Here is a 24,401-nt window from a genome sequence, read left to right as displayed (position 1 = left end):
ATCCCACCCCAAATCCCCATACCGAGCCTGGCTCCGGGCTGACGCTTGCACGTCTGTCTGTTCTGCACTGACTGAAATAACCCGAATCCGGTCGCGCTCGTTGCAGCGCGACGGGGTTTTTTACGCCTGAAAACCTGCCCTGGAGCACATCGCCGACCCGAAACCCCGACCTTGTCAAAGCTGAAAAAAACCAGAGGCCGTGAACAGCCAACGCTGATTACGCGACCTGCTACGCCCCTAAATCAATAAGAATACGGAGCACACCCATGAATCATTCCACCGCCAGGCCCTCGTTGCCGGCGCTGTCACTGGCACTTTCCCTGTCGGTTCTGGCGCCCTGTGCCCTGGCCGCACCGGGCTTTAGCGACACCCTGATCGGTTACCGCTACAGCGACCACTACACCGACCCCGGCAAAACCAAAGACGTGGCCAAGAACATCCTGCAAATCACCCACGTCAGCAGTTACAAATTGGGGCAGAACTTCATCAATCTCGATGTGTTCAAGTCCGACAGGACCGACCCGGCCAAGGGCGGCGGCACGGGCGCTACGGAGATTTACCTGACGTACCGCAACCAGCTGCAATACGGCAAGGTGTTCGACAAACCGCTGGCGTTCGGCCCGGTCAAGGACGTGGCTCTGACCGCCGGTTTCGACCTCAATACCAAGAACAACGAGTTTGCGTCCGAGAAGCGCCTGCTGGTTGTAGGCCCGACGCTGAAGTTTGCCTTGCCCACGGGCTTTCTCGACGCCAGCCTGCTGTACGCCCGTGAGTGGAACCACTGCGGTCTGGATGTGTGCGGCAAGCCGGGCAATCACAACGATCTGCTGTTCGATCGGTTCTATCAGTTCAACCTGACTTGGGGTGTGCCGTTCACCGCGGGCGGTCTGCCGCTCAAGTTCCAGGGCTTCTACACCTACAGCAGCGAGAAGGGCGACGACTACCAGAACCGTCCGACCGCCGCCGAACAGCTGATGCGCACCTCGTTGATGCTGGATGTCGGGCAGATGGTCTGGGGCGAAAAGAATGTGTTCTGGGTCGGGCCGGGGTACGAGTACTGGCGCAACAAGTTCGGCAACGAGAGCGGCCCGGGAACGGACGTCGATGCGTTATCGATAAACCTGGAATGGCATCTGTAAGGCGAGCGGATTATTTTTTCGCATTGCCCGTATCAAAAATTAGACAGCGAGTCTCATTTGTTCGTAAACTCAGCGCATCGCTCAGGCGATAGAAGGACGGCGCTGTTTCCTAACAGGGATGAGTCAGGCGGTAAACTGCGAAGAATTACCCGCCTTAAACCCGTGATAACAATAAGAGGTAATGATTGTGAAAACTCACAACGACTCAAGCGCCGCCATGGCGGATGCGTCACCGCGCAAGGCGTTGATCGCCAGCGTGACCGGCTATGCCATGGACGGGTTCGATCTGTTGATCCTTGGTTTCATGCTGCCCGCCATCACCCTTGGCCTGGGACTTACCACCTCCGAAGCCGGTTCTCTTGTGACCTGGACACTGCTCGGCGCTGTGGCCGGTGGTCTGATCTTCGGCCAGCTCAGCGACCGCTATGGTCGGGTCAAGATGCTCAGCGTGTGCATTCTGGTGTTTTCGGTGTTCACCGGTCTGTGCGCGCTGGCGCAGGGGTATTGGGATTTATTGACCTACCGCACCCTGGCCGGGTTCGGCCTGGGCGGAGAGTTCGGCATCGGCATGGCGCTGATCGCCGAGACCTGGCCGGCCAACAAGCGCAACCGCGCTTCATCCTACGTCGGCATGGGCTGGCAGGCCGGGGTCCTGGCGGCTGCGCTGCTGACGCCCTTGCTGTTGCCGCATATCGGCTGGCGTGGAATGTTCCTGGTCGGGCTGGTGCCGGCGCTGCTGTCATTCGTGATTCGCCATACCATGGGCGAGCCGGAAGAGTTCGTGAAGGCCACGGTCAATCCGATTTCCTTCAGTCAGCGCTTTGGCCAACTGTTCAAGGATGTGCCGACGACCAAGGCCAGCATCGGTGTGATGGTCCTGACGTCGGTGCAGAACTTCGGCTACTACGGAATCATGATCTGGATGCCCAGTTATCTGTCGCGCCAGTTCGGCTTCTCGCTGACCGCCTCCGGCACCTGGACCGCCGCGACGGTAGTGGGGATGGCCTTCGGTATCTGGCTGTTCGGACAGTTGGCCGACCGTTTCGGGCGCTGGCGGATCTTCTTGCTCTATCAGGCCAGCGCGGCGGGAATGGTGCTGATCTACGCCAACCTGACAGACCCGATCAGCATGCTGTTTACCGGCGTGGTGATGGGCATCTTCGTCAATGGCATGATCGGTGGTTATGGTGCGTTGATCTCCGATCTCTATCCAGCTCAGGTCCGGGCCACGGCGCAAAACGTTCTATTCAACGTCGGTCGTGGCGTCGGCGGGTTCGGTCCGCTGGTGGTGGGGGCGATTGCCTTGGCGTATTCGTTCTCGGCGGCAATCATGCTGCTGGCATCGATCTACCTGATGGCCATGGCCGCGACGCTGTTGCTGCTGCCGCGCAGCCAGGGCGACAGTGGCTCGGCACAGGTGGCACAACCTCAGGCAGCAGCACAAAAGTAAGGCTTGAATCGGGACTTTCGCACGGCGAAATTTTTTTCCGAAATGCTGTATCAATAATTAGACAAACAGCTTTTCAAAGCGTAGAGTCAATCCATAACTGAAGTAGGGAAGCGCAACGTTGCCGTGGTTACAGGCAGCGTTGCGATTCTTTTGGCTCGACAGTATCAAAAATTAGACAAAGCACTGAACAAGAACAAAGAGGGCTTTAAACATGAGCGGGATTTCAAGCTGCTGCCAGGCCATTGCCGTCACACCGCCCAACGATACGCTGGCTGTGGTGCTGTCCAACGAATGGGTCAACGACGAGTACAAGCGTCTGATCCTGCAGGCCGATGGCGCGGCCTGTCACTCGCAGCCGGGGCAGTTTTTCAACCTGCTGTGCCCCAGCGAAGGCGAGCACAAACCGTTTTTCCGTCGTCCCATGAGCACCTACAAGGCCGATCCGGCCAGCGGCCAGGTGGAGTTTCTGTACAAGGTCACCGGCAAGGGCACCTTCGGCCTGGAAACCCTTGGCGCACAGCAGACTCTGGAAATCCTCGGTCCACTGGGCAAGGGGTTCGACCTCGACCCGCAGTGGCAGCACATGACCATCGTCGCCCGCGGCGTGGGCTTGGCGACCCTGGCACCGCTGGCCGAAGCGGCCCATGCCCTGGGCATCAAGCTGACCGCCGTGCTCAGCGCCCGCAGCGAAAAGAGCCTGTTGTCCCGCGAACGCTTCGCTTCCCTTGGTGCCGAGGTCATCTGCGTGCTGGACGAAGACGGCAGCAGTTCCCTGGAAAACCTCGAAAGCCTGTTGCGTCAGGTGATTGCCCGTGAGGGCAGCAACGCCTTGTTCACCTGCGGCTCGAAACGCCTGACCCGCCTGCTCAAACGCCTGTCGGCCGAATTGCAGCTGGCCGGGCAGGTTGCCCTGGAGCAGCAAATGGTGTGCGGCCTGGGCATGTGCCAATGCTGCGTCGATGTGTTCGAAGTCGATGGTTTGAAAATCGGCAAACGTGTGTGTCTGGAAGGCCCGGTGTTCGACCTGGCGGAGGTGCTGGAATGATCGATCTAAGCGTAAACATCGGCGGCTTGCGCCTGAAGAACCCGGTGATGCCGGCGTCCGGCACCTTCGCCGAAGAGCTCACTCACCTGTTGGACTTCAATGCCCTGGGTGCGCTGGTGACCAAGACCATCACCAGCGAAAAACGCAGCGGCAACCCGATGCCCAGGGTCTGCGAACTGGCCGACGGCATGATGAATGCCATCGGTATTCCGAGCAAAGGCGCCGACCTGTTTATCGAAAAGGTGGTGCCGTTCTATCGCAATTTCGATTCGCCGCTGATCGTCAGCATCTCCGCACCCAGCGCTCAGGGTTTTGCCGAACTGGCCGCGCGCTTGAGCGACGTACCGGGAGTGGCGGGCATCGAGGCCAATATCTCGTGCCCCAACATCGAAGCCCACGGCGCGTCCTTCGGCATGCATGCCGACAGCACGCGGGAGGTGATCAAGTTGATGCGCGCCAGCACCTCGCTGCCGCTGTGGGTCAAGTTGACCCCCAATGCCGGCGAGATCGTCGACATCGCCCTGGCCGCGCAGGACGAAGGCGCCGATGCAGTGGTGGTGGGCAACACCTTGCTGGGGCTGTCGATCGACATTGAAAAGGGCAGGGCGCGGCTGGGCAATTTCATGGGCGGCATTTCCGGCGCCATGATCAAACCGCTGATGGTGCGACTGACCTATCAGTGCGCCAAAGCCCTGCAGATTCCGGTGATCGGTTGCGGCGGCATCGCCACCGCCGACGATGCGCTGGAGTTCATCTATGCCGGGGCAAGCGCGGTGCAGGTCGGCACGGCGACCTTCATCCACCCCAAGACCATGAACCTGATGGTCAACGAGCTGGAAGTGTTTTGCCGGCGCAAGGGCGTCAGCCGCTTGAGTTCATTGATCGGCAGTCTCGACGATTCCCCGGCCCCTGCCTTTGGAGCCTTGCCATGAACGCGCTCTGGAAACAGCAGGCACAGCGGATGTTCAGCGAGATCGGCGAACTGTCCCTGGACCCGGAAATCGGCATCACCCGCCAGAGCTATGGCGCCGGTGAAAACGCCGCGATCGACTACCTGACTCAGTTCGCCCGGGACAACGGTTTGCAGGTGCACAGCGACCGTGCCGGTAACGTGATTTTCCAGCGGGCCGATGACGATGGTCAGCCGGCGATCTGGATCGGCTCGCACCTGGACTCGGTGCCTCAAGGCGGCAATTACGATGGTCTGGCGGGCGTGGTCGCAGGATTGCTGTGCCTGTGCCGGCTGGATCGGGAGGCGGTGCGCACCCCGCGACCGATTCGTGTGCTGGGCCTGCGCGGTGAGGAGAGCGCCTGGTTCGGCAAGTCCTACATCGGCTCGCGGGCGTTGATGGGTGGCCTCACCTCCGCCGATCTGACCCTGGTCAACCGCTTCAATCAGCAAACCCTGGGCGAAGCGATGCAGGCGGTGGGCGCGGACCTGGAGGCGATCCGCAGCCGGCAGTGGCTGATCGATCGCGAGCAGTTCGCCGGCTATCTGGAAGTGCATATCGAGCAGGCCGAGTCCTTGGAAAAAATGGGTCAGGCCATCGGCATCGTGCCCGGCATTCGCGGCAATCTGCGCCACAACCGGGTGCGTTGCCTGGGCGAGGACGGTCATTCCGGGGCCGTGTCCCGCGAAGACCGCCACGATTCGGTTTTCGCCGTCAGTGAGCTGGTGGCGCACATCGACGAGCTGTGGGGCCAGTGGCTGGAAGACGGCCGCGATCTGGTGGTCACGGTAGGCACCCTGGGCACCAACGCCGCTCATCACGCAGTCTCGCGCATTCCTGGTGAAGTGAATTTCAGCCTGGAAATCCGCAGCCTGCATCAACCTACGCTGGACGCCTTTTATGCCTTGATCGAGGCCGAAATCCGCCGGATCGAGGAGCGTCGCCAGGTTCGTTTCGAGTTCGACAAACGCATCGACACGCAACCGGCGGCCATGCATCAGCCCTGGGTCGACGCCTTCGTGCGCACGACCCGCGAGCATGGCTGGGAAGGCGTCCTGACACCGAGTGGTGCAGGGCATGACGCTGCAGTTTTCGCCAACGCCGGAATCAGCAGCGCCATGCTCTTCATCCGTAACCAGCACGGTTCGCACAACCCGTACGAGGCGATGGCGCTGGATGACTTCATTGCAGCGACTCAAGTGCTGTACCACGCCATGCAGGAGCTGACGCTATGACCGTTTCACCTGATTCGTGGCTGATTCGCCACGCCACGCTGGTCAATGAGGGCCAGCGCTTTTGCAGCGATCTGCGGATCGAAAACGGGCTGATCGCGCAGATTGCGCCGACGCTCGATCCCCGCGCCGGGGAGCAGGTGATCGACGCCACCGGGCTCTGGCTGTTGCCGGGAATGATCGATGACCAGGTGCATTTCCGCGAACCGGGCCTGACCCACAAGGCGGACATCGCCAGCGAATCCCGGGCTTGTGCGGCAGGCGGCATCACCAGTTTCATGGAGATGCCCAACACCCGGCCGCCAGCGCTGGATCGCGACTCGCTGGAAGCCAAGTACGCCATCGCGGCGCAATCTTCGGTGGTCAATTACGCGTTTTACATGGGCGCCAGCAACGACAACCTTGAGGCGATCCGCGCGATCGATCCGAAGAGCACACCCGGGGTCAAAGTGTTCATGGGAGCCTCTACCGGGAACATGCTGGTGGATGATCCTGCAGTGTTGAACGGTATCTTCCGCGACTCGCCGGTGACGATCATTACCCATTGCGAAGACTCGCCGATGATCGAGGAAAACCTGCAAAAGGCGCTGCGCAGCTATGGCGAGAGCCTGCCTGCGCATCTGCACCCGCTGATCCGCTCCCGCGAGGCGTGCATCAAGTCGACCCGGCTGGCCATTGCCCTGGCGCGCAAACACGACGCGCGCCTGCATGTGTTGCACATTTCCACCGCCGAAGAGCTGGCGCTGTTCGAGCCCGGGTCGCTGGAGGGCAAGCGCATCACGGCCGAAACCTGCGTGCATTTCCTGCACTTCAACGACAGTGACTACCAGCGGCTAGGGATGCGGCTCAAGTGCAACCCGGCGGTGAAGAGCGAGCGTGACCGTCAGGCGATTGTCCGGGCTCTGGCCGAAGGTCGCCTCGACGTGCTGGCGACCGACCATGCGCCGCATCTGCTCGAAGAAAAAAACGCCCCTTACCAGAAAGCGCCGTCGGGGGTACCGCTGGTGCAGTTCGCCCTGCAAGTGGCGCTGGAGCGGGTGTTTGCCGGTGAGTTGACGCTGGAGCGGGTGGTGGAAGCGGTCAGTCATGCGCCGGCGCAACTGTTCGACGTCAGCGGTCGCGGTTTTCTGCGCGAGGGTTATGCGGCTGATCTGGTGCTGGTCGATCCGGACCGGCCACATACCGTGCAGCGCAGCGAAGTCCTGTCCAAATGCGGCTGGAGTCCGTTCGAGGGCAGCACCTTTTCATCGAGCATCGTCAGCACGTTCGTCAACGGCCAACGGGTCTGGGATGGCACAGCCATTCTCTGCGGCCTGCACGGCCAGCGCCTTTCATTCGATCGTTAACCAGGTCCGAGGAGTACGCCATGAATTTCACAACCGCAGTCCAGGAGTTTCGTCAGGCATTGCCCGGCACCGACGCCTTCAAACGCGTGCGGGTGCAGTGCGAGCAGATCATCCGCAGCATCCCCGAACACGCGGCAATGTGTTTCGTGATCGGCGAGTTCTGTCGTGCGTATGTGCTGTTTTACGAGGATCAGGAAGTCAGCCCCGAGTTCGCGCAACACGTCAAGGCGCAGTTGCTGGGGTACATGGACAGCCTGGAGGCGGCACTGGAAACCGCGGATGAGCGCCAGTTGAGTGCTGCGTTGAATCAGGTGGTGGTGGCGTATGCGGGTAGCCGGGGGCTGGTCTGAATTTGCGAGAGTGCGCTTGCTCGCGATTGCGGTGTATCAGTCAAAGCAAATATTGACTGACCTGACGCCTTCGCGGGCAAGCCTCGCTCCTACAGGTTTTGTGTTGTCCACCCATTGAAGGGTGGACCGCTGATCAGCCGCGCACGGCCCTGGAGCGCCAGACCATCATTTTCTCGGTCTGCATTTCCTTCATGGTGTGAGGGATGCCGCCCACGCCGTGGCCGGACTGGCGGGCGCCGGCGAAGGGCATCCAGTCGACGCGGAAGGTGGTGCTTTCGTTGATCATCACGGCGGTGGCGTCCAGTTCCTGGTAACACTGCATGGCGGTGTCCAGGTTCTGGGTGAAGACCGCGGCCTGGAAGGAGTCGGGCAGCGAGTTGGCCAGCCCGATCGCTTCAGACAGATCGTCGTAGGCATACACCGCGACCACCGGGCCGAACACTTCCTTCTGCATCACGCTGGAGTCGATGGACGGGTTGAGCAGCACGGTCGGCGCGTAGCAGTTGTTGCCCAGCGCACGACCACCGGAGATCAGGCGCGCGCCGCCAGCGACGGCTTCGTCCACCCACTGGCTGACGCGAGCGACTTCACGCTCGGTGATCAGCGGGCCGACATCGGTTCGGGCATCGGTCGGATCGCCGACTACCATGGCATCGCCCAGTTGGCCCAGGCGCTCGGCCACCTGCTCGGCAATGCTGCTGTGACAGAACACTCGCTGCACGCTGACGCAAACCTGGCCAGCATGGAAGAAAGCGCCACGAGCGATGCGCGGCAGTGAGTCGTCCAGATCGGCATCGGCCGCCAGCATCACCGGCGCCACACCGCCGTGTTCCAGTGCGCAACGGGCACCCGGCGCCAGGGTCGAACGCAGCATCCAGCCGACTTTCGCCGAACCGATGAAGCTGAAGAAACCTACCCGGGGGTCGGACACCAGCTTGCCGGTGATGGTGTTGTCCGCCGGCAGCAGCATCTGCGCCCAGCCTTGCGGCAGGCCGGCTTCGGTCAGGATATCGATCAGGGTGCGGCAGCTCAGCGGGGTGTTGCCCGCCGGCTTGACGATCACCGGCGCGCCGACGGCGATGGCCGGGATCACTTGGTGCACGATCAGGTTGAACGGGTGGTTGAAAGCTGAAACAGCCGCCACCACGCCAATCGGCTCGAATTGGGTGAAGGCCACACGGTTGGCCGACGCGGCGTTCACGCCCATCGGAATCACATGACCACCCTCGGTACGCAGCACTTCGATGCTGTTGAGGATGCCGTCGATACCGCGCTCCACTTCAGCCAAAGAATCCTTCAACGGCTTGCCGCCCTCGCTGGCCGCCTGGGTGGCGATCTCGACCTTGCGTTCGGTGATCAACTGGGCCGCACGGTGCAGGATTTCGATGCGCCGAGGCTTGCTCAGCCATTGGCTGCGATCGCGATACAGGCCGTGGGCGACGCTCAGCGCCTGCTCGACATCGGCCGCGCTGGCCGCGACGACATGACCGAGTAGGGCGCCGTTGTAGGGCGCGTGCACAGCCAGGTTTTGTTCAGACATGGGACTTACCTCGGATCGCAAGAAATCAATGGGCAGGATTGGCGAAAATAGATCGCAGCCTGCGGCAGCTCCAGTGCACCGATAAAGTGTAGGAGCTGCCGCAGGCTGCGATCTTTTAACCGGCCAACGGCGCTTGCCGGACTTGCGATCAAGTTATCCCTGGGCGGGTGTTTCGAAAACTGAATATTTAAGAAACACCCGTTCATTTTTCCAGAAGATCTTCTTGCCTCTCGACCTTACAGGTGATCAGCGTCAATGATCGCCTTGGCAAAGGCCTGCGGGTCTTCCTGCGGCAGGTTGTGGCCGATGCCGCCGGAGATCAGCCGGTACTCGTATTTGCCGGTGAAGCGCTGGCGATAGTCCTCGGCTTTCGGGTGCGGCGCGCCGTTGGCGTCGCCTTCCATGGTGATGGTCGGCACGCTGATGGACGGGGCCTTGGCCAGCTTCTTCTCCAGGGCGTCGTACTTGCTTTCGCCGGTTTCCAGGCCCAGGCGCCAGCGGTAGTTGTAGACCGTGATGGCGACGTGATCCGGGTTGTTCAGGGCGGCGGCGCTGCGGTCGTAGGTGGCGTCATCGAACTTCCACTGTGGCGAAGCCAACTGCCAGATCAACTTGGCGAAGTCGTGGGTGTTTTTCTGGTAGCCGTCGCGGCCGCGGTCGGTGGCGAAGTAGAACTGGTACCACCACTGCAGTTCAGCCTTGGGCGGCAGCGGGTTCTTGCCGGCGGCCTGATTGCCGATCAGGTAACCGCTGACCGACACCAGCGCCTTGACCCGCTCCGGCCACAGCGCCGAGACGATATCCGCCGAGCGAGCGCCCCAGTCGTAGCCACCGAGCACCGCCTGTTTGATTTTCAGCGCATCCATGAAGTCGATCACGTCGCTGGCCAGTGCAGCAGGCTGGCCGTTGCGCAGGGTTTTGTCGGACAGGAATTTGGTATCGCCATAACCCCGGGCGTAAGGCATCAGCACTCGATAACCCTTGGCGGCGAGCAGCGGGGCGACTTCGTCGTAGCTGTGAATGTCGTACGGCCAGCCGTGCAGCAGGATCACCACCGGGCCATTGGCGGGGCCGGTTTCGGCGTAGGCCACGTCCAGCAGGCCGGCCTTGATGTGCTTGAGCGGGCCGAACGGGGTATCGGCGTTGACGGAAGCGGCGGCAGGCGCGGTGGTTGGCGTGGTGCTCGCCTGGGCATTGATGGCGCCCAGGACGCCCAGGGTCAGGGCAAGAACAGTGGAACCCACCAGATGGCGGCGATTTTTATCGGCGTTGGATTTCGAAAAATGCACGTTCATGGTGGAGCTCCTTTTTCAGTGGTGGCCAGGCGGTGAAGGCCGTGGTTCACATTTAAGGGCAGGGAGGTATCCGGGCTATTTCAGAAAAGCGCGCGGGTGAAGCGTTTTGTATCGCGGGGAAGTGTAGATACATTGCGATACAAAGCTTCTCGACGCTGAACCCTGTAGGAGCCGAGCTTGCTCGCGATGCACGACAGGACAACGCGGGGAATCAGACGGCCCGCGTCATCGTTGACGTCCATCGCGAGCAGCTCGGCTCCTACAGGTGGGTAGTGTTATGACGTGCTGGTCAAAACCGGCTTGCCAATCGCCCGCTTCATCAACCCGTAATAACTCACCGCAGGCACCAGCAACCCCACCAGCCACGCCAGGTCCACGCCATCCAGCGCCGTAGCAACGGGACCGACATACAGCGTGGTGTTCATGAACGGCACTTCCAGGGCAATCGCCAGCACGAAGCTGCCACAGGCGATCCAGTTGACCCGCCCGTACACACCGTCGGGATCGAAAATGTCATCGATCCGGTACTGGCCTTTGCGCAGGCAGTAGTAGTCCACCAGGTTGATTGCCGTCCAGGGGATCAGGAAGTAGCTCATGAAGAAAATGAAGTTGAGGAAGAAGCTGATGAAATCATCCTGGCTGATGGTGCACAGCGCCGTCGCCAGCAGACTGATCAGCAGCATAAACACGCAGCGCACCCGAGGCGTGACCTTGAGTCGGGCGAAAGGCTCGATCACGGTCACGGTCGACATGAAGGCGCCGTACAGGTTGAACACGTTGATCGACACCTGGCCATAAACGATGAAGGCGAACAGCAACAGCGCGCCACTGCCGAACAGGCCGGCGACATGGCCGCCGACGTTGCTTGAGAAATCGCTGATGCCGACGCTGAGGATCGCCCCGAGAATCATCATCCAGGCACCGCCGCTGACGGTGCCGGCGTAGCTGAACCAGAACACCCGAGCGGTGGAAGTGTTGCCGGGCAGGTAACGCGAATAGTCGGCGACATAGGGGGCGTAGGACAGTTGCCAGGTCACGGCAATGCTCACCGCCACCAGGAACTTCGACAGCGAAAAACCGGTCGGCAGCCACTGTTCGGCCGGGATCGGTAGCTGCAACGCGAGGATTGTGGCGGCGGCAAACACCAGCAGCGAGAGGATCGACAGCAACTTCTGCAAGCGATGGATCAGCCGGTAGCCATACAGCGCAACCACGAAGCACAAGGCGCCGATCAGGTAGACATTGCCGGTGGCCGGCAGCGGGCTGACCGACTCCAGCGCCTGGGCGGCGAGCAGGGTGTTGCTGACGAAGAATCCCAGGTAAATCAGCATCACGAACAGCAAGGGCAACACCGCGCCGATCACGCCGAACTGAGCGCGACTCTGGATCATCTGCGGGATGCCCAGTTTCGGTCCCTGGGCGGAATGGGATGCCATGAAAATCGCTCCCACCAGGGAACCGATCAGAATGGCCAGAGCGCTCCAGAACAGGTTAAGCCCCATCACCACCGGCAACACGCCGGAGGCGATGGTGGTGATGTTCATGTTGGCGCCGAACCAGATGAAGAACAGCGAACCCGGACGGCCGTGACGTTCGGTTTCCGGGATGAAATCGATGCTTCTTTTCTCGACTTGCATGGCGATCACTCCTGAACCTGGACGAGGTTGGCTTGCAGACGGGCGATGGTGCTTTCCAGCTCGTGGGGCTGGTGGGCGAACATGTCCGGCTGGTCGGGATTCAGGCTCAGGTAATCGCGCTGGGCAAAGGCTCGAAGACATTGGCTAGTGGTGAGCATTTCCAGCGAATAGACCCAATTGGCCATGATCAACAGCGCCGAGTAATGCGCGGCCAGGGTGGTCGTGGTGCAGGCGTCGCTGACCAGACGAATGCGATAGCCCAGCGCAAAGGCATCGAACACCGTACTCAATACGCAGACATCGGTCAGCACGCCGCCGATGGTGAGCGTGTCGATGTTTTGGGTCTTGAGCCGACTGTCCAGATCGGTGCGGTGGAAGGCGCTGTAGCGGCCTTTGTCGATTACCGTGTCATCGGCCTGTGGGGCGAGTGATTCGATGATTTCGATCTGCCGGGTATCGGCGCGATAACTGCTTGGGCCGCCATCGGCGTCAAGGGGTTCGCCGAGCGGCAGGTCTAGACCGTCGGCCCTGTTGAGATGGCGGGTAAAGATGACGGGGATCTGTTGGTGGCGGGCAGATTCCAGAAGGATGGCGGTGTTGGCGACCACCGTGTCGAAGTGTTCGAGGACGAAACCGTCCTCTTGTTGCATGTCGATGATCAACAGTGCGTTTTTATTGTTCATGGGGCAAACCTGATCATGAGCCGGACGCGGTTGCGTCCTGCCAGCCCGGCAGGAGCCGGACGTAGCACGATGCACCCAAGGCACGGGGTTGACGCCCGATGTCTGGGTACGTGGATTCGTATTCGGGATTGCTCAGTGAACTATTTGCCAGAAGCCGTTCTGCTTGGCAGTGACGCTGGCGCGCAGGCGCTTGAAATGCAGGTGCGAAGCGGTCCATTCACCGCGCAGATAAGCCTGCGCGGCGCCGGAGGGAAGGGCGAGCGATTGAAGATGACCATGGTTCATGAAGCAATGCTCATGGAAATCGACCCTGCACGTCAGTCACGCCCCGCGGCTTCGCATCCGCGGGGCAGGGTGGTAATCAGCGAAACGCTGGCACCACATGCTTGATGAACAGCTCCAGCGACTTTTTCTTTTCCGCGTGGGGCAGGCTGTTGTCGCACCAGAAGCTGAATTCGTCGACGCCCAGTTCCTGGTAGTACTTGATGCGCGGAATGATTTCTTCCGGGGTGCCGATCATGGCGGTCTTGTGCAGGCTTTCCAGTTCGAACTCCGGACGGCCGGCGAATTTCTCTTCCGGGCTTGGCGCCAGGAAGCCGTTGACCGGGGTCTGCTTGTTGCCGAACCAGGCGTCGAAGGTGCGGTAGAACTTCGAGATGGCCGTGGCGCCGACCTTCCAGCCTTCCGGGTCGTCTGCGGTGTGCACGTGGGTGTGACGCAGCACCATCAGTTGCGGGCGCGGCACGTCCGGGTTGTTGTCCAGTGCGGCCTGGAATTTGTTCTTCAGGTCGAGAACTTCTTCGTCGCCTTTCATCAGCGGCGTGACCATGACGTTGCAGCCGTTGGCCACGGCGAAGTTGTGCGAGTCCGGGTCGCGGGCGGCGATCCACATCGGTGGGTTCGGCTGCTGGATCGGCTTGGGCACGCTGGTGGAGGTAGGGAATTTCCAGATGTCGCCGTCGTGGGCGTAGTCGCCTTTCCACAGGGCACGCACCACCGGAACCATTTCCCGCAGGGCCTGGCCGCCGCTGGAAGCTGGCATGCCGCCGGCCATGCGATCGAATTCCACCTGGTAAGCGCCACGCGCCAGGCCGACTTCCATGCGACCGTTGCTGATCACGTCGAGCAGGGCGCATTCACCGGCGACCCGCAGCGGGTGCCAGAACGGCGCGATGATGGTGCCGGCGCCCAGGTGAATGGTGGTGGTCTTGGCGGCGAGGTACGCCAGCAGCGGCATCGGGCTTGGCGAGATGGTGTATTCCATGGCGTGGTGTTCGCCGATCCATACGGTGTTGAAACCACCGGCTTCGGCCATCAGGGTCAGTTCGGTCAGGTCTTCGAACAACTGACGGTGGCTGACGCTTTCGTCCCAACGTTCCATGTGTACGAACAGGGAAAATTTCATGACGCTACCTCGAATCTCTTGTGGTCGACCCGTCGACTGCGGGGCTGATGGTTATTGGTATACCATAATACGAAATGACTGCAAATTCTTTTAACTTGTGGGAGGTGGCTCAGGCCAGAACAGGCAACGCCCCCATCTTCCCGTGGCAATACACCAGCGGGCCGGCGTCGTGCGAAGGCACGATCAGGTTCTTCACCGCGCCGACCATGATCGCGTGGTCGCCGCCTTCATATTCGCGCCACAGCTCGCATTCAATGACCGCCGTGGCGTTGGCCAGGATCGGGTTGCCCAGTTCGCTCAGGGTCCACTCGATGCCTTGGGCCTTGTCCTTGCCTTTGCGGGCGAACGCATAGGCTTCGCTTTGCTGGCCGCCGGACAGGAAATGAATGGCGAAGCGCTTGTTCTTGATCAACACAGGATAGGAGTCGGAGCTGTAGTTGGGGCAGAACAGCACCAGGGCAGGGTCCATGGACAGCGAGCTGAAGGCGCTGGCGGTCAGGCCGACGATCTGCCCGTCGTCATCGAGGGTGGTGATAACGGTCACGCCGGACGGGAACGAGCCCATGACTTGTTTGTAGACGGCGGCATCGATCATTGGACGTTCCTCGGGTGGTGTGACGCGGTTTTTATGTGTTTGTAGGTCTGATGGTATACCGTAATACCAAGTTTGCAAGGACTTTCATTGCGTGCCGACAAACGCGCATGACGCCTCTTCGGCTCAATGAATACGGGGCTTTGCGCGTAGGGGAGTGCGTCGATATACCGCAGGAAAGCGGATCAGATGCGATTTTCAGGACCGGATCAGTCTTGTGAAAATGTTGGAATACCATAATATGGTCCTCATCTGAGGGGCGCTAAAGAGCGTCCCCGGTTTGGCTTTTACAAAGATAAGAACAGACAAACTCGAGTTCATACCCTATGTCCCAGATGTCCCGGCAAGATCCGTTGATCGAGAACCACACGGTCGACTACGTTCCTCTCGCAGAGCGCCATGGGAAGGCCCGCGATCTCTTCACTCTATGGTTCAGCACCAACATTGCGCCGCTGCCGATCGTGACCGGCGCGATGGTGGTTCAGGTGTTCCACCTCAATCTGTTCTGGGGTCTGCTGGCGATTGCCCTGGGGCATATGGTCGGTGGCCTGGTGATTGCGCTCGCCTCGGCCCAGGGGCCACGCATGGGCATCCCGCAAATGGTCCAGAGCCGGGGTCAGTTCGGGCGTTACGGCGCGCTGCTGATCGTGTTCTTTGCCGCGTTGATCTACATCGGCTTCTTCATTTCCAACATCGTGCTCGCGGGCAAGTCGATCGTCGGCATCGTGCCTTCGGTACCGGTGCCGGCCAGCATTCTGATCGGTGCGCTAAGCGCCACGGCGATCGGGGTGATCGGCTACCGCTTCATCCATACCCTGAACCGTATCGGCACCTGGGTCATGGGCAGCGCGCTGCTCGCCGGCTTCCTCTACATCTTTGCCCATGACCTGCCGGCGGACTTCTTCACCCGCGGCGGCTTCAACCTGTCCGGCTGGCTGGCGACGGTATCGCTGGGGATCATCTGGCAGATCAGCTTCTCGCCGTACGTGTCGGACTATTCGCGCTACCTGCCGGCGGATATCGGCATCAGCCGTCCGTTTTTCGCCACGTATCTGGGCGCGACCCTGGGCACGATTCTGTCGTTCACCTTCGGTGCGGTAGCCGTGCTGGCGACTCCTGAAGGCACTGAAGCGATGGCGGCGGTCAAGCAGTCCACCGGTTGGCTGGGGCCGATTCTGATGGTGCTGTTCCTGCTCAACATCATCAGCCACAACGCCCTGAATCTGTATGGCGCGGTGCTGTCGATCATCACTTCGATCCAGACGTTTGCCGGTCAGTGGACGCCGAGCATCAAGGTGCGTGTGGTGTTGTCGACGGTGGTGCTGGTGGGTTGCTGCGTGGTGGCGCTGGGTGCGTCGGCGGACTTCATTTCGCAGTTCATCGGGCTGATTCTGGCGCTGTTGCTGGTGCTGGTGCCGTGGGCTTCGATCAACCTGATCGACTTCTATGTGATCAAGCGTGGCTGCTATGACATCGCCTCGATCTTCCGCGCCGATGGCGGGATTTATGGGCGGTTTAATGTGCATGCGATTGTGGCGTATTTCATAGGCATCATTGTGCAGCTGCCGTTTGCCAGCACGTCGTTGTATGTCGGGCCGTATGCCAATCTGGTGGAGGGTGCGGATCTGTCGTGGCTGGTGGGATTGGTGGTGACGTGTCCGTTGTATTACTGCCTGGCGACGCGGGGGCAGAGCCGGGCGGTGAGGTTTGGTTATGCGGAATGAGAGTGTTTGCTGATTTTGCATACATCCGCTGAACTTGTGGGAGCGAGCCTGCTCGCGATGAACGCCCAGACACCGCGGGCATTCAGGTAACCCGCGTCATCGTTGACCACCATCGCGGCAAGCTAGCTCCTACAGTGATTTGAGGTGGTCCGCGAAATTTGTGCCAGGCCACAGAACCTGTGGGAGCGGGCTTGCTCGCGAAAGCGTCCTGACAGACGACCTGGATTTGCGGGTGGATGCAGTCCGCTGTGGAGCGGCCGAAGTCTGCGATCTTTTGATCTTGCCCCTAAAAATCACAAGATCGCAGTGTTGTTTCACTCGAGAGAACCAACCCTACAGCGAAGCTACCCCGCATCAGATCCAAGAGCGATTCATGTGAGTATGTGTCTAGAGCGGCAGAGCTCGCTCGACGCTTCTTGGGATGTATGTTAATTATTGGCTGCATGCACCAGGAGCAAATTGGAGCCGGAAATGTCTCGTAAAAAAGAGAAACCACAGAAGACTGAAGCACAAATCGTGGCTCAGGAATCCATGATCCCGTCGATCGCAGCCAAAGCGTTTCGCGATGCTTTCAACGTCGCGCTGTCCAAAGGCGAATCCGTACTTGTGGTTCGTGCGGGTCAGTTGGTGAAAGTCTCCAGTACCGAGTCCGTGGTGCTCCGATCGGTTGAGACCTATGGCACCATCAAGTCCGGCACTCGACTGAAAGTGAAGAAAAACCTCAACAGGGAATTTGCTTCGCTGGTTCAGGTTTGAGCACACCAAGGGTCAGGATCTTCGCTGGGCCCAATGGCAGCGGAAAAAGCACGTTCAACTCAAAAGTCCCCGCCCACTTGCTCGTTAACTACGTGAACCCTGATGCCATCGAACTGGGAATTCGTGAGACGGGCAAATTCGATTTTACTCAGTTCAAACTACAGACATACGCCGACGGCGCGATCGCCTTTCTACGTTCCAGTAAATTTCTCTCTAAGTTCCCTGATTCCTTGGCCAAGATCGATGGTTTGATCGTCGAGGGCAGCCTTCTTGTATTTCCATCACGACAGATCGATTCGTACATCGCTTCTGTGCTTTCAGATTATGTTCGCGTCTCTCTGATAAATGAGCTTGCCAGCTTCACCTTTGAAACAGTCATGTCGGACGTCAGCAAGATTGAGTTGCTACGGCAGGCTCGTTTGGCTGGCTATCGGGTGTACGTGTACTACGTCGCGACGGCGGATGCTGAAATAAATGTGGCCCGGGTGGCTTACCGCGCCTCGACAGGTGGCCACGATGTACCACCCGACAAGATTCGCTCGCGCTACAAGCGATCACTGGAGAATCTGTCTGACGCCATTCTTGTGTCCAACCGTGCCTACGTCTTCGACAACTCGGAAGATGGTTCCTCGAGTTTCGCCCAAATTGCGGAAATAACAGAGGGCGAGGACATTGCGATCATGTCGGATACCCAGCCGGCTTGGTTCATGAAATACGTAGTGGATAAGCTCACATGATGGTCAGGGTCGGCTAAACAGCAGCGATCATTAATAGCTCGATTTGCTCACCCCCTGATTGTTGCGAAAATCAATGCCTTTCAAGGAACGAACATGACATTGACCGCCGAAAAACTGGTCAGCATCGCCATGACCAACCCGATCAACGTCCAAATCCTCTCCCGCCTGCCTTCGCTTCACCTCAATCAATGCATGCTCACCGCCGGCTGCCTGTTCCAGGCCGTATGGAATCATCAGGCGAATCAGCCGGCGGACTGGGGTATCAAGGATTACGACGTTTTCTACTTCGACACGGACCTGTCCTGGGAGGCCGAGAACGAGGTGATTCAGTCGGCTCAAGCCCTGTTCCAGGACCTGGGCGTCAATGTCGAATTCAAGAATCAGGCGCGGGTGCACCTTTGGTATGGCGAGCGTTTCGGCAAGGCGTATCCGGCGCTTCAATCATCCCGGGATGGGGTGGATCGCTATCTGGTGGCCGGGACTTGCATCGGGTTGGATGTTGAAACGGGCGAGGTCTATGCGCCTAACGGCCTGGAAGATACCGAACAGGGGATATTACGGATCAACCCGAAAAACCCGCAGCCGGATTTGTTCGAGCAGAAGGCCAGGAGTTATCAGGCTCGCTGGCCCTGGCTTGAGATTCTGGCACCGTGATCGGCACTTTCACGAAACCCCTGTAGCAGCTGGCGAAGCCTGCGTCCGGCTGCGAAGCAGTCGCAAAATCAGCCGGCGCGGTGTTTCAGGTAAAACTCGCACTCAGGTTTTACGACTGCTGCGCAGCCGGACGCAGGCTTCGCCAGCTGCTACAGGGGATCTGATCGTTATTGGCCCTTCGGCACGTCGAATCCGCGCTTCTCGATGACCGCAAACACGTCCCGCACATCCTGCAGCAGTATCCGCGCGATGTTGGTGACGGTGTTGATATCGTTTTCGGAGTAGTCGGGCAGGCTGGTGCAGGCCGTGAGGTTGAGGTAGTGGAGGACGGCGTTCAGGCGTTCGGCGACACAGTTGTGCAGTTCGCGGATGGGGGCCTGGTTGTCGATGAGGAGGACGGGATAGTCCGTGGCGATTTGTTTCATGGGGATGAAGCGTTCTGGCGTCTGATTACTCATGAGATCTTCCTTATAAAAGTCGAATTCCCACCTTTTCTGCTGCGAATCAAATTGGGTGGCAGTTATGCACGGGTTCGCAGACCGGGGGAAGATCACCAATACCCGGCTGACCCGAAGGTCTCCCGTGCACAACCGCCATTGACAACGCTTGGCCGAGAGCCGGCCGTGCCAGACGGAACAGGGGGTGATCTTAATGGCTGCGAACCGTGTCGCCAACGGATGTCGCTGGCGAGACCGAATATAGATGTGAGTTTTTGTGGCCGCAAACGACCATGTAGGACCGATTTTGTGGGATCTAAAGCAAAGAATCGCAGCCTTCGTCAGTTCCTACACGGGGCGTCGCGACAGGGGCCAAGCGCAAGTCGCGAGTTTGTTGGGATGGCGATTTCGGCCCGAATGTCCTGGGAAATAACCCAACCAAACCTACACCCGCTTCGCCGTCCACCGAAGACAAGCACTCACACCTCTATCGGACATTTCCTACGGCATTTGCAGGCGCAAAAAAACACCCTCCACGGACAGAACGCGAATCCCACGGACACATCGCGCAGGCATTTACGTTTTTCCGGAATTTGTCATTTTCGAAAGCATTTCGGTACAGATAGTAGGCAGCCCGATGCGCTGACTTTCATGTAGCAGCTGGCGAAGCCTGCGTTCGGCTGCGCAGCAGTCGTGAAATCAGCTGACGCGGTGTTTCAGGTAAACCTCGCACTCAGGTTTTACGACTGCTGCGCAGCCGAACGCAGGCTTCGCCAGCTGCTACAGGGATTTGGGGCAAACCTGCGGACGGTAATAGTGACTGTTGCAGGCTCATTACTCGCACCCCGCGAGCAAACGCTCATTTCAACGTTCGTCGGATGTCAGGTTGCTATCAGTGCAAACGCCTGCCGATCTTCCCACGGCTGCTACGCTTGGACGTTGCAGCGCCGGTGCCCACGGTGGCCCTCGTTGCAAGGGAAAACACGGAGTACGACATCCTTTCTGTCGATAACCTGCACGGAGGCAGGCGATGGTGATCAAACACATTGCCCAGACGAGTGCGGACGCCATTCCCGACGCGCTCGATCAACAAGAGGTGGAGCGGGTCCTGGCGTCATTGCTGGGTAGCCCGCTGTTTGCCAAGTCCCGACGCATGGGCAGCCTGTTGCGCTTTCTGGTGGAACACGACCTGCATGCCTCCAGCCCGCCACTGACCGAACACGCCATCGGCATCGCGGTGTTCCGTCGCGATCCGGCGGTGTATTGCACCGGGGACGATCCGGTGGTGCGGGTCCAGGTGGGGCGGTTGCGGCGCAAGCTCGCCGCGCACTACGCCAGCAACGGCCAGCAGGACCCGGTACGCCTGAGCATCCCGCCCGGCTGTTATCGCCTGGCCTATCAACGTCTGCGGCCCAAGAGCCCTGGCGGACGCCGACCGATTCTGCAGATTCAGCCCTTCACCTGCCTCACCCGTGAGGGGGATGATTTTACCCGCGGCCTGTGCGAGGAGTTGAGTTGCCGGCTGTTCGAGTCCTTCGAGCAGGCCTCAACCGGCGCTGGCCATGTGCTGATGCGCGTGCCCCGCGGCAGCGCCAAAGTGGCCGAAACGGACCGGGGCGGGCGCTACAGCTTTTGCCTGGAAGGCAGCGTGCGGGTCGAGCCTGCGCGGGTGCGCGCGTCGTTGCGCCTGGTGGATGTGGCGCAGGGGCGGATTCGCTGGTCGGCGCAGTTCGATCGCAATCAGCCGTACGGGATTGCGACCCAGGAGGATCTGGCGGGATCGATCTGCCAGTCGTTGGCGGGGTATTTTGCCCGTGGTGCGTTGGATGAATAGGAAGGGGCAACCGCAAGGTTGCCCCGATGCACTGGTTATATGGTTTTCCACTTACCGTCTTCATACAGGCGACCGGCGGTGTTTTCGTACGTCAGGTCGATTTCGATCGCCTTCGAGCGTGAGGTACTGAACATGGTGCTCGTCTGTACGTTCTGCTCGAACCACACAAGGATGGTTTCCACGGGGGTTAGCACGGTCTTGCCGGTGACCACCTGATCCACCGCCACATAGATCGGCGTGCTGACCTGATTGCCATCGATGCCGGTGGACAGCTGGTTGATCCCCGGATGGATCGGCGCGTAATCGTTGACGAAGGTCACGGAGACATCCGGTCCACCGGTCACCGCCGGGCTCAGCAGGCCGTGTTCATCGAGGGTCGAGGTTTGCCCCAGGCCAATGTTGACGATATTGGTCGAGACTTTGACCTGCACGTTTTCCTTGAACACGTTGGACGCGAACATCTGATACATCGGGGTCCAGCTGAATTCATTGTTGCTCAGGTACGCGGTGTAGGACTGCCAGACCACGTTGTAGTCCGCGGTGCCGACTTTCTTGGCGAAGCACAGCTTGTAGCCGGACTTCTTGAGCAGGGTCAGATCGCCCGGGGCGATCTCGATGGTGACGGTTTTCTGCGAAGCCGCCAGGGCGGACCTCAGGACTTTGTTGTAGTCCGACGACTTCAGTTGCGTTGCACCCATGATCGATTTGACGGCTTCTTGCACATCATTGTGAAGCTGCTGGCTGGTCTGGCTGACAGCGATGGATTTGCTCATGGTGGTCCTCTTCCTTGGTGGTGTTGCCATGTGAATGAATCGATCGAAGAGCGGCGGGCAGTGCCGCCGGCGTCTCATCGAGGGCTTCACTCTAGGCGCGAGGGGCAGGGGGTCTAAGTATCTCGGCGTTACAGGCGGGTAACGGGGTTGTATCAGTGGTTCAAGGCTGCGGGGCGACCATTGGCCGCCCCGCAGTCACATCAGGCGGCCTGCGCGTCGGCCCAGACGAAATTCCAGCTGGTGCGTTTGCCCTTGGCGACTTCGATCAGTTTGTTTTCGTACACCGTGTGACTGATCACGCCAGTGAAGGTCAGGGTCCGGGCGGCATTGGTGCCGGTGCACTCGCCCGGAACACCGCCGGCTTCTGTCATGGCTTTTTTCATGTCCGCTTCCGACGGGGCGCTGGCCTGGTTTTTTTCCACTTTGACGAAACTCATGATTTCACCTCTTCCGTGATTAAGGGATCGACGTGGATCAGGGCCGACAACCGGTTTCCCCGCATTCACACCGACGGCCATACTCTAGGGGGCGGCCGGGCGGCGCAGAAGTGACAAGCGCGGCGCTGAGGTAACAGGCGCAACACCTCGATGTAACCGGAACGTATCAATCAGGGAGAACCGAAATGACCCAGACACTGGAACACGCCATCGCCATTGCAGCCGGCGCCCATACGGGCCAGGTCGACAAGGGCGGCTCGCCGTACATCCTTCATGCGCTGCGGGTGATGCTCAAGGTCGCCAGCCTGGAAGAGCGGATCGTCGCGGTGTTGCACGATGTGGTCGAGGACTGCGACATCGGTCTGGACGAACTGCGCGAGGAGGGTTTCAGCGAAACCGTGCTGGCGGCCATCGATTCGCTGACCAAGCGTCCGGGGGAAGCCTACGAGGATTTCATCGCCCGGGCGGCGCAGAACCCGATTAGCCGGGTGGTGAAACTGGCGGATCTTGAGGAGAACAGTGATCTGTCGCGGATCGCGCAGCCGGGTTGGGAGGATCTGGAGCGTATCGAGAAGTATCGGCGGGCCATCGGAATGTTGCGCTGATTCCAACCATTCATTTGCTCGATAGCTATCATTAAGCAATGCAAGTTCTGTTTTTCTGTCATCAGAGGAAGATAGCTTCATATCGATCTCGCCTTTGAAGGAATCAGCGCGATGAAAATTTCGACCCTGTTGGCTTTTGTCGCCGTGTTCAGCACAAGCGTTGCCATTGCCGCTCCGGCTGTTGCCGCCGATCCCGCGTGCCATTTCCTGCCCATCGCCGACAGTGGCACCAGCTTGCAGAAGGCGAAAACCGTCGCGGTGCTCTACAGCGAAAATACCCTGGGCACCCAGGAGTACCTGCAGAACTACCACGCGGTGGCGGTCAACGGCGCGAAAAATCCTGAGATGAATCAGCAGATCGCCAAGGCGTTCGTCGACAGTTCCGATCCGAAGCGGGCGATCAACTGGCTGATGGGTTCGTTGCAGAAGCAATTCGCGTCGGTGACCGTCTATGACAGCCTCGACGCGGCGGTGCAGGCCCATCCTGATGTGGTGGTGATGCTCGACACCTACAGCCGTCTGGTGTCCAAGCGAAACAACCAAGTCGACGCGCGGTTCATGGCCAAGTTCTATGACGCCAACCTGCAATACATCGGCCAGGCCGAAGGCTCGCAGTCGCAGCAGATGCCGTCGGTGTGGGTAAAGGGCAAGGCCGCACCGCAGATTGCGGCGCAGATCAACCAGCAGACTGAGTTGCAGGTCAATGCGCTGAAGCAGTTCGATGCCTCGTTGAAAGTGCTGATGACTTCGGGCACTGCCGACCACGTAGCCAGCAACTGACACTGGCCCCTGTAGGAGCGAGCATGCTCGCGATGGTCGTCAACGATGACGTGGGCTGTCTGTTTTCCCGCGGTGTCTGGTCATCCATCGCGAGCATGCTCGCTCCTACAGAGGGCGGTGCAGAGATGTAGAAAGGCGTTCAACCACGTCGAACTCGACGGCCCCTTCATTCCCGCCCGCGTGAAATACCGCGCAACTCGCCGATTTGTCCCCGCCCACACAGCGATAAACCGCTACCACGCTGCCGGGTCCAACGCCCGTGTGACCGCTTAACGTTCGGCCGTTGGATTCCTCGCCTCGCATCAGACCCATTCCATAGCCCGGTGTCGTCCACGGACGCCCGGGAATCGGGCCACCTAATGGACGGGCGGTTTGCATTTCGCGTCGCAGTTCAGGAGGGAGCAGGGTCCCGCTCAGCACCCGATCCAGACACAGGGCCGCTTCATCGAGCGGGCCGACCAGCAGGCCGTGGTAGACCCAGCCCGGGTCGTAGTCTGGCGCGCTGCCCATCTCCACGCCTTGCAGGTCGGCGCGGGTTTTGGCCAGGCGTACGCGGGATAGGTGCAGGGGATTGAATACTTGTCGGGTCAGGGCTTGTTCCAGCGCAAGGCCGGTCACACGCTCGATCAGGCGGGTGACGTAGAGGTAACCGACATTGGAGTAACGCCAGCCATCTCCCGGCGTGTAGCGCAGCCGGCGGGCATCTAGGCGTTCAAGGAGGTCATCGGCGGGCCAGGGGTAGTCGTGGCGGGCGACGGCGCTGTGGTAGTCGGCGAGTTCGGAGTAATCCGCCAGTCCCGCTTCATGGCGCAGCAGCTGACGCAGAGTGAAAGGCCCTTCGGCCACAGGGTCGTCAAGACCGGTCAAACCATCGCGCACCAAGGTCAGGGCGGTGGCGGCGAGTACGGTTTTGCCGAAGCTCCACCAGGGTACCGAGGTGTCGGGTTCTGCGGGTGTGACAAGGGTGCCGTTGCTGACAATGGCGAAAACCATGGTGCGA

At 60.0% G+C, this 24,401-nt stretch carries 25 protein-coding genes; 14 read left to right on the top strand and 11 right to left on the bottom strand.

Going from position 1 to position 24,401, the window contains the following annotated elements:
- The first annotated feature begins 266 nt into the window (after nt 1-266).
- The 7 genes from K9857_RS08395 (at nt 267) to K9857_RS08365 (ending at nt 7,512) form a co-directional block, all read left to right on the top strand.
- Complete coding sequence (locus K9857_RS08395; protein WP_224534769.1) at nt 267-1,139, top strand: hypothetical protein; 873 nt, start codon at nt 267-269, stop codon at nt 1,137-1,139.
- 187 nt (nt 1,140-1,326) lie between these two features.
- Nucleotides 1,327-2,589, top strand: coding sequence for an MFS transporter (locus tag K9857_RS08390; RefSeq protein ID WP_224534767.1), 1,263 nt, complete (start codon nt 1,327-1,329; stop codon nt 2,587-2,589).
- 211 nt (nt 2,590-2,800) lie between these two features.
- Nucleotides 2,801-3,634, top strand: coding sequence for a dihydroorotate dehydrogenase electron transfer subunit (locus K9857_RS08385; protein ID WP_224534765.1), 834 nt, complete (start codon nt 2,801-2,803; stop codon nt 3,632-3,634).
- Nucleotides 3,631-4,566 (top strand): dihydroorotate dehydrogenase, encoded by a 936-nt coding sequence (locus K9857_RS08380; RefSeq protein WP_224534763.1) that lies wholly within the window; start codon nt 3,631-3,633, stop codon nt 4,564-4,566. Before K9857_RS08385 ends, K9857_RS08380 begins: the two co-directional genes overlap by 4 nt.
- Nucleotides 4,563-5,819, top strand: coding sequence for a Zn-dependent hydrolase (locus K9857_RS08375; protein WP_224534761.1), 1,257 nt, complete (start codon nt 4,563-4,565; stop codon nt 5,817-5,819). The genes K9857_RS08380 and K9857_RS08375 overlap by 4 nt, the downstream gene beginning before the upstream one ends.
- Nucleotides 5,816-7,162, top strand: coding sequence for a dihydroorotase (locus K9857_RS08370; RefSeq protein ID WP_224534759.1), 1,347 nt, complete (start codon nt 5,816-5,818; stop codon nt 7,160-7,162). The genes K9857_RS08375 and K9857_RS08370 overlap by 4 nt, the downstream gene beginning before the upstream one ends.
- A gap of 20 nt (nt 7,163-7,182) precedes the next feature.
- Nucleotides 7,183-7,512: a hypothetical protein gene (locus K9857_RS08365; RefSeq protein WP_224534757.1), complete on the top strand. Its 330-nt coding sequence runs from the start codon at nt 7,183-7,185 to the stop codon at nt 7,510-7,512.
- A 133-nt stretch (nt 7,513-7,645) separates the two neighbouring features.
- Here K9857_RS08365 and K9857_RS08360 read toward each other — a convergent pair whose 3' ends face one another.
- From K9857_RS08360 to K9857_RS08330, 7 genes are all read right to left on the bottom strand, one after another.
- Nucleotides 7,646-9,052: an aldehyde dehydrogenase family protein gene (locus K9857_RS08360; protein WP_224534755.1), complete on the bottom strand. Its 1,407-nt coding sequence runs from the start codon at nt 9,050-9,052 to the stop codon at nt 7,646-7,648.
- A 236-nt stretch (nt 9,053-9,288) separates the two neighbouring features.
- Nucleotides 9,289-10,347 (bottom strand): alpha/beta fold hydrolase, encoded by a 1,059-nt coding sequence (locus tag K9857_RS08355; RefSeq protein WP_224534753.1) that lies wholly within the window; start codon nt 10,345-10,347, stop codon nt 9,289-9,291.
- A 275-nt stretch (nt 10,348-10,622) separates the two neighbouring features.
- The gene (locus K9857_RS08350; protein WP_224534751.1) at nt 10,623-11,984 is read right to left on the bottom strand and encodes a purine-cytosine permease family protein; all 1,362 of its coding nucleotides are present in this window, start codon (nt 11,982-11,984) and stop codon (nt 10,623-10,625) included.
- 5 nt (nt 11,985-11,989) lie between these two features.
- On the bottom strand, nt 11,990-12,667 hold the full coding sequence (locus K9857_RS08345; RefSeq protein ID WP_224534749.1) for a cysteine hydrolase family protein: 678 nt from the start codon (nt 12,665-12,667) through the stop codon (nt 11,990-11,992).
- A gap of 132 nt (nt 12,668-12,799) precedes the next feature.
- Nucleotides 12,800-12,952: a hypothetical protein gene (locus K9857_RS08340; RefSeq protein WP_224534747.1), complete on the bottom strand. Its 153-nt coding sequence runs from the start codon at nt 12,950-12,952 to the stop codon at nt 12,800-12,802.
- A gap of 76 nt (nt 12,953-13,028) precedes the next feature.
- Nucleotides 13,029-14,072, bottom strand: a complete 1,044-nt coding sequence (locus K9857_RS08335) for an LLM class flavin-dependent oxidoreductase (RefSeq protein WP_224534745.1) — start codon at nt 14,070-14,072, stop codon at nt 13,029-13,031.
- 109 nt (nt 14,073-14,181) lie between these two features.
- A complete protein-coding gene (locus tag K9857_RS08330; RefSeq protein ID WP_224534743.1) occupies nt 14,182-14,667 on the bottom strand; it encodes a flavin reductase family protein in 486 nt (161 codons plus the stop codon).
- Nucleotides 14,668-14,990: 323 nt separating this feature from the next.
- On the opposite strand from K9857_RS08330, the gene K9857_RS08325 reads away from it, so the two are divergent.
- The 4 genes from K9857_RS08325 to K9857_RS08310 all read left to right on the top strand — a co-directional run bounded on the left by K9857_RS08325 (nt 14,991) and on the right by K9857_RS08310 (nt 18,535).
- Nucleotides 14,991-16,388, top strand: a complete 1,398-nt coding sequence (locus tag K9857_RS08325) for a purine-cytosine permease family protein (RefSeq protein ID WP_224534742.1) — start codon at nt 14,991-14,993, stop codon at nt 16,386-16,388.
- Nucleotides 16,389-16,859: 471 nt separating this feature from the next.
- Nucleotides 16,860-17,144, top strand: a complete 285-nt coding sequence (locus K9857_RS08320; RefSeq protein WP_224534740.1) for a hypothetical protein — start codon at nt 16,860-16,862, stop codon at nt 17,142-17,144.
- Nucleotides 17,145-17,221: 77 nt separating this feature from the next.
- Nucleotides 17,222-17,881, top strand: coding sequence for a zeta toxin family protein (locus K9857_RS08315; protein WP_224534738.1), 660 nt, complete (start codon nt 17,222-17,224; stop codon nt 17,879-17,881).
- Nucleotides 17,882-17,974: 93 nt separating this feature from the next.
- On the top strand, nt 17,975-18,535 hold the full coding sequence (locus tag K9857_RS08310; RefSeq protein WP_224534736.1) for a nucleotidyltransferase family protein: 561 nt from the start codon (nt 17,975-17,977) through the stop codon (nt 18,533-18,535).
- A gap of 167 nt (nt 18,536-18,702) precedes the next feature.
- Here the strand turns inward: K9857_RS08310 and K9857_RS08305 are convergent, their stop codons facing one another.
- Entirely contained in the window at nt 18,703-18,993 is a 291-nt protein-coding gene (locus tag K9857_RS08305) for a fructose-bisphosphate aldolase (protein ID WP_224534734.1), read from the bottom strand.
- Between the two features lie 1,009 nt (nt 18,994-20,002).
- Here K9857_RS08305 and K9857_RS08300 point away from each other — a divergent pair.
- Nucleotides 20,003-20,806: a hypothetical protein gene (locus K9857_RS08300; protein WP_224534732.1), complete on the top strand. Its 804-nt coding sequence runs from the start codon at nt 20,003-20,005 to the stop codon at nt 20,804-20,806.
- 35 nt (nt 20,807-20,841) lie between these two features.
- Here K9857_RS08300 and K9857_RS08295 read toward each other — a convergent pair whose 3' ends face one another.
- On the bottom strand, nt 20,842-21,579 hold the full coding sequence (locus K9857_RS08295) for a hypothetical protein (RefSeq protein WP_224534731.1): 738 nt from the start codon (nt 21,577-21,579) through the stop codon (nt 20,842-20,844).
- 200 nt (nt 21,580-21,779) lie between these two features.
- Complete coding sequence (locus tag K9857_RS08290; RefSeq protein WP_224534729.1) at nt 21,780-22,016, bottom strand: hypothetical protein; 237 nt, start codon at nt 22,014-22,016, stop codon at nt 21,780-21,782.
- A 185-nt stretch (nt 22,017-22,201) separates the two neighbouring features.
- Between K9857_RS08290 and K9857_RS08285 the strand changes: the two genes are divergently transcribed.
- Nucleotides 22,202-22,621 carry an HD domain-containing protein gene (locus tag K9857_RS08285; RefSeq protein ID WP_224534727.1) on the top strand — a complete coding sequence of 140 codons (420 nt, stop codon included), beginning with the start codon at nt 22,202-22,204 and terminating at the stop codon, nt 22,619-22,621.
- Between the two features lie 111 nt (nt 22,622-22,732).
- Nucleotides 22,733-23,401, top strand: coding sequence for an ATPase (locus K9857_RS08280; protein WP_224534725.1), 669 nt, complete (start codon nt 22,733-22,735; stop codon nt 23,399-23,401).
- 105 nt (nt 23,402-23,506) lie between these two features.
- Here K9857_RS08280 and K9857_RS08275 read toward each other — a convergent pair whose 3' ends face one another.
- Nucleotides 23,507-24,394: a serine hydrolase domain-containing protein gene (locus K9857_RS08275; RefSeq protein ID WP_224534723.1), complete on the bottom strand. Its 888-nt coding sequence runs from the start codon at nt 24,392-24,394 to the stop codon at nt 23,507-23,509.
- Nucleotides 24,395-24,401: the final 7 nt, after the last annotated feature.

The sequence above is a fragment of the Pseudomonas sp. REP124 genome, from assembly GCF_020164475.1.
Taxonomy (GTDB): domain Bacteria; phylum Pseudomonadota; class Gammaproteobacteria; order Pseudomonadales; family Pseudomonadaceae; genus Aquipseudomonas.
This window is presented reverse-complemented; position numbering and strand designations above follow the sequence as displayed.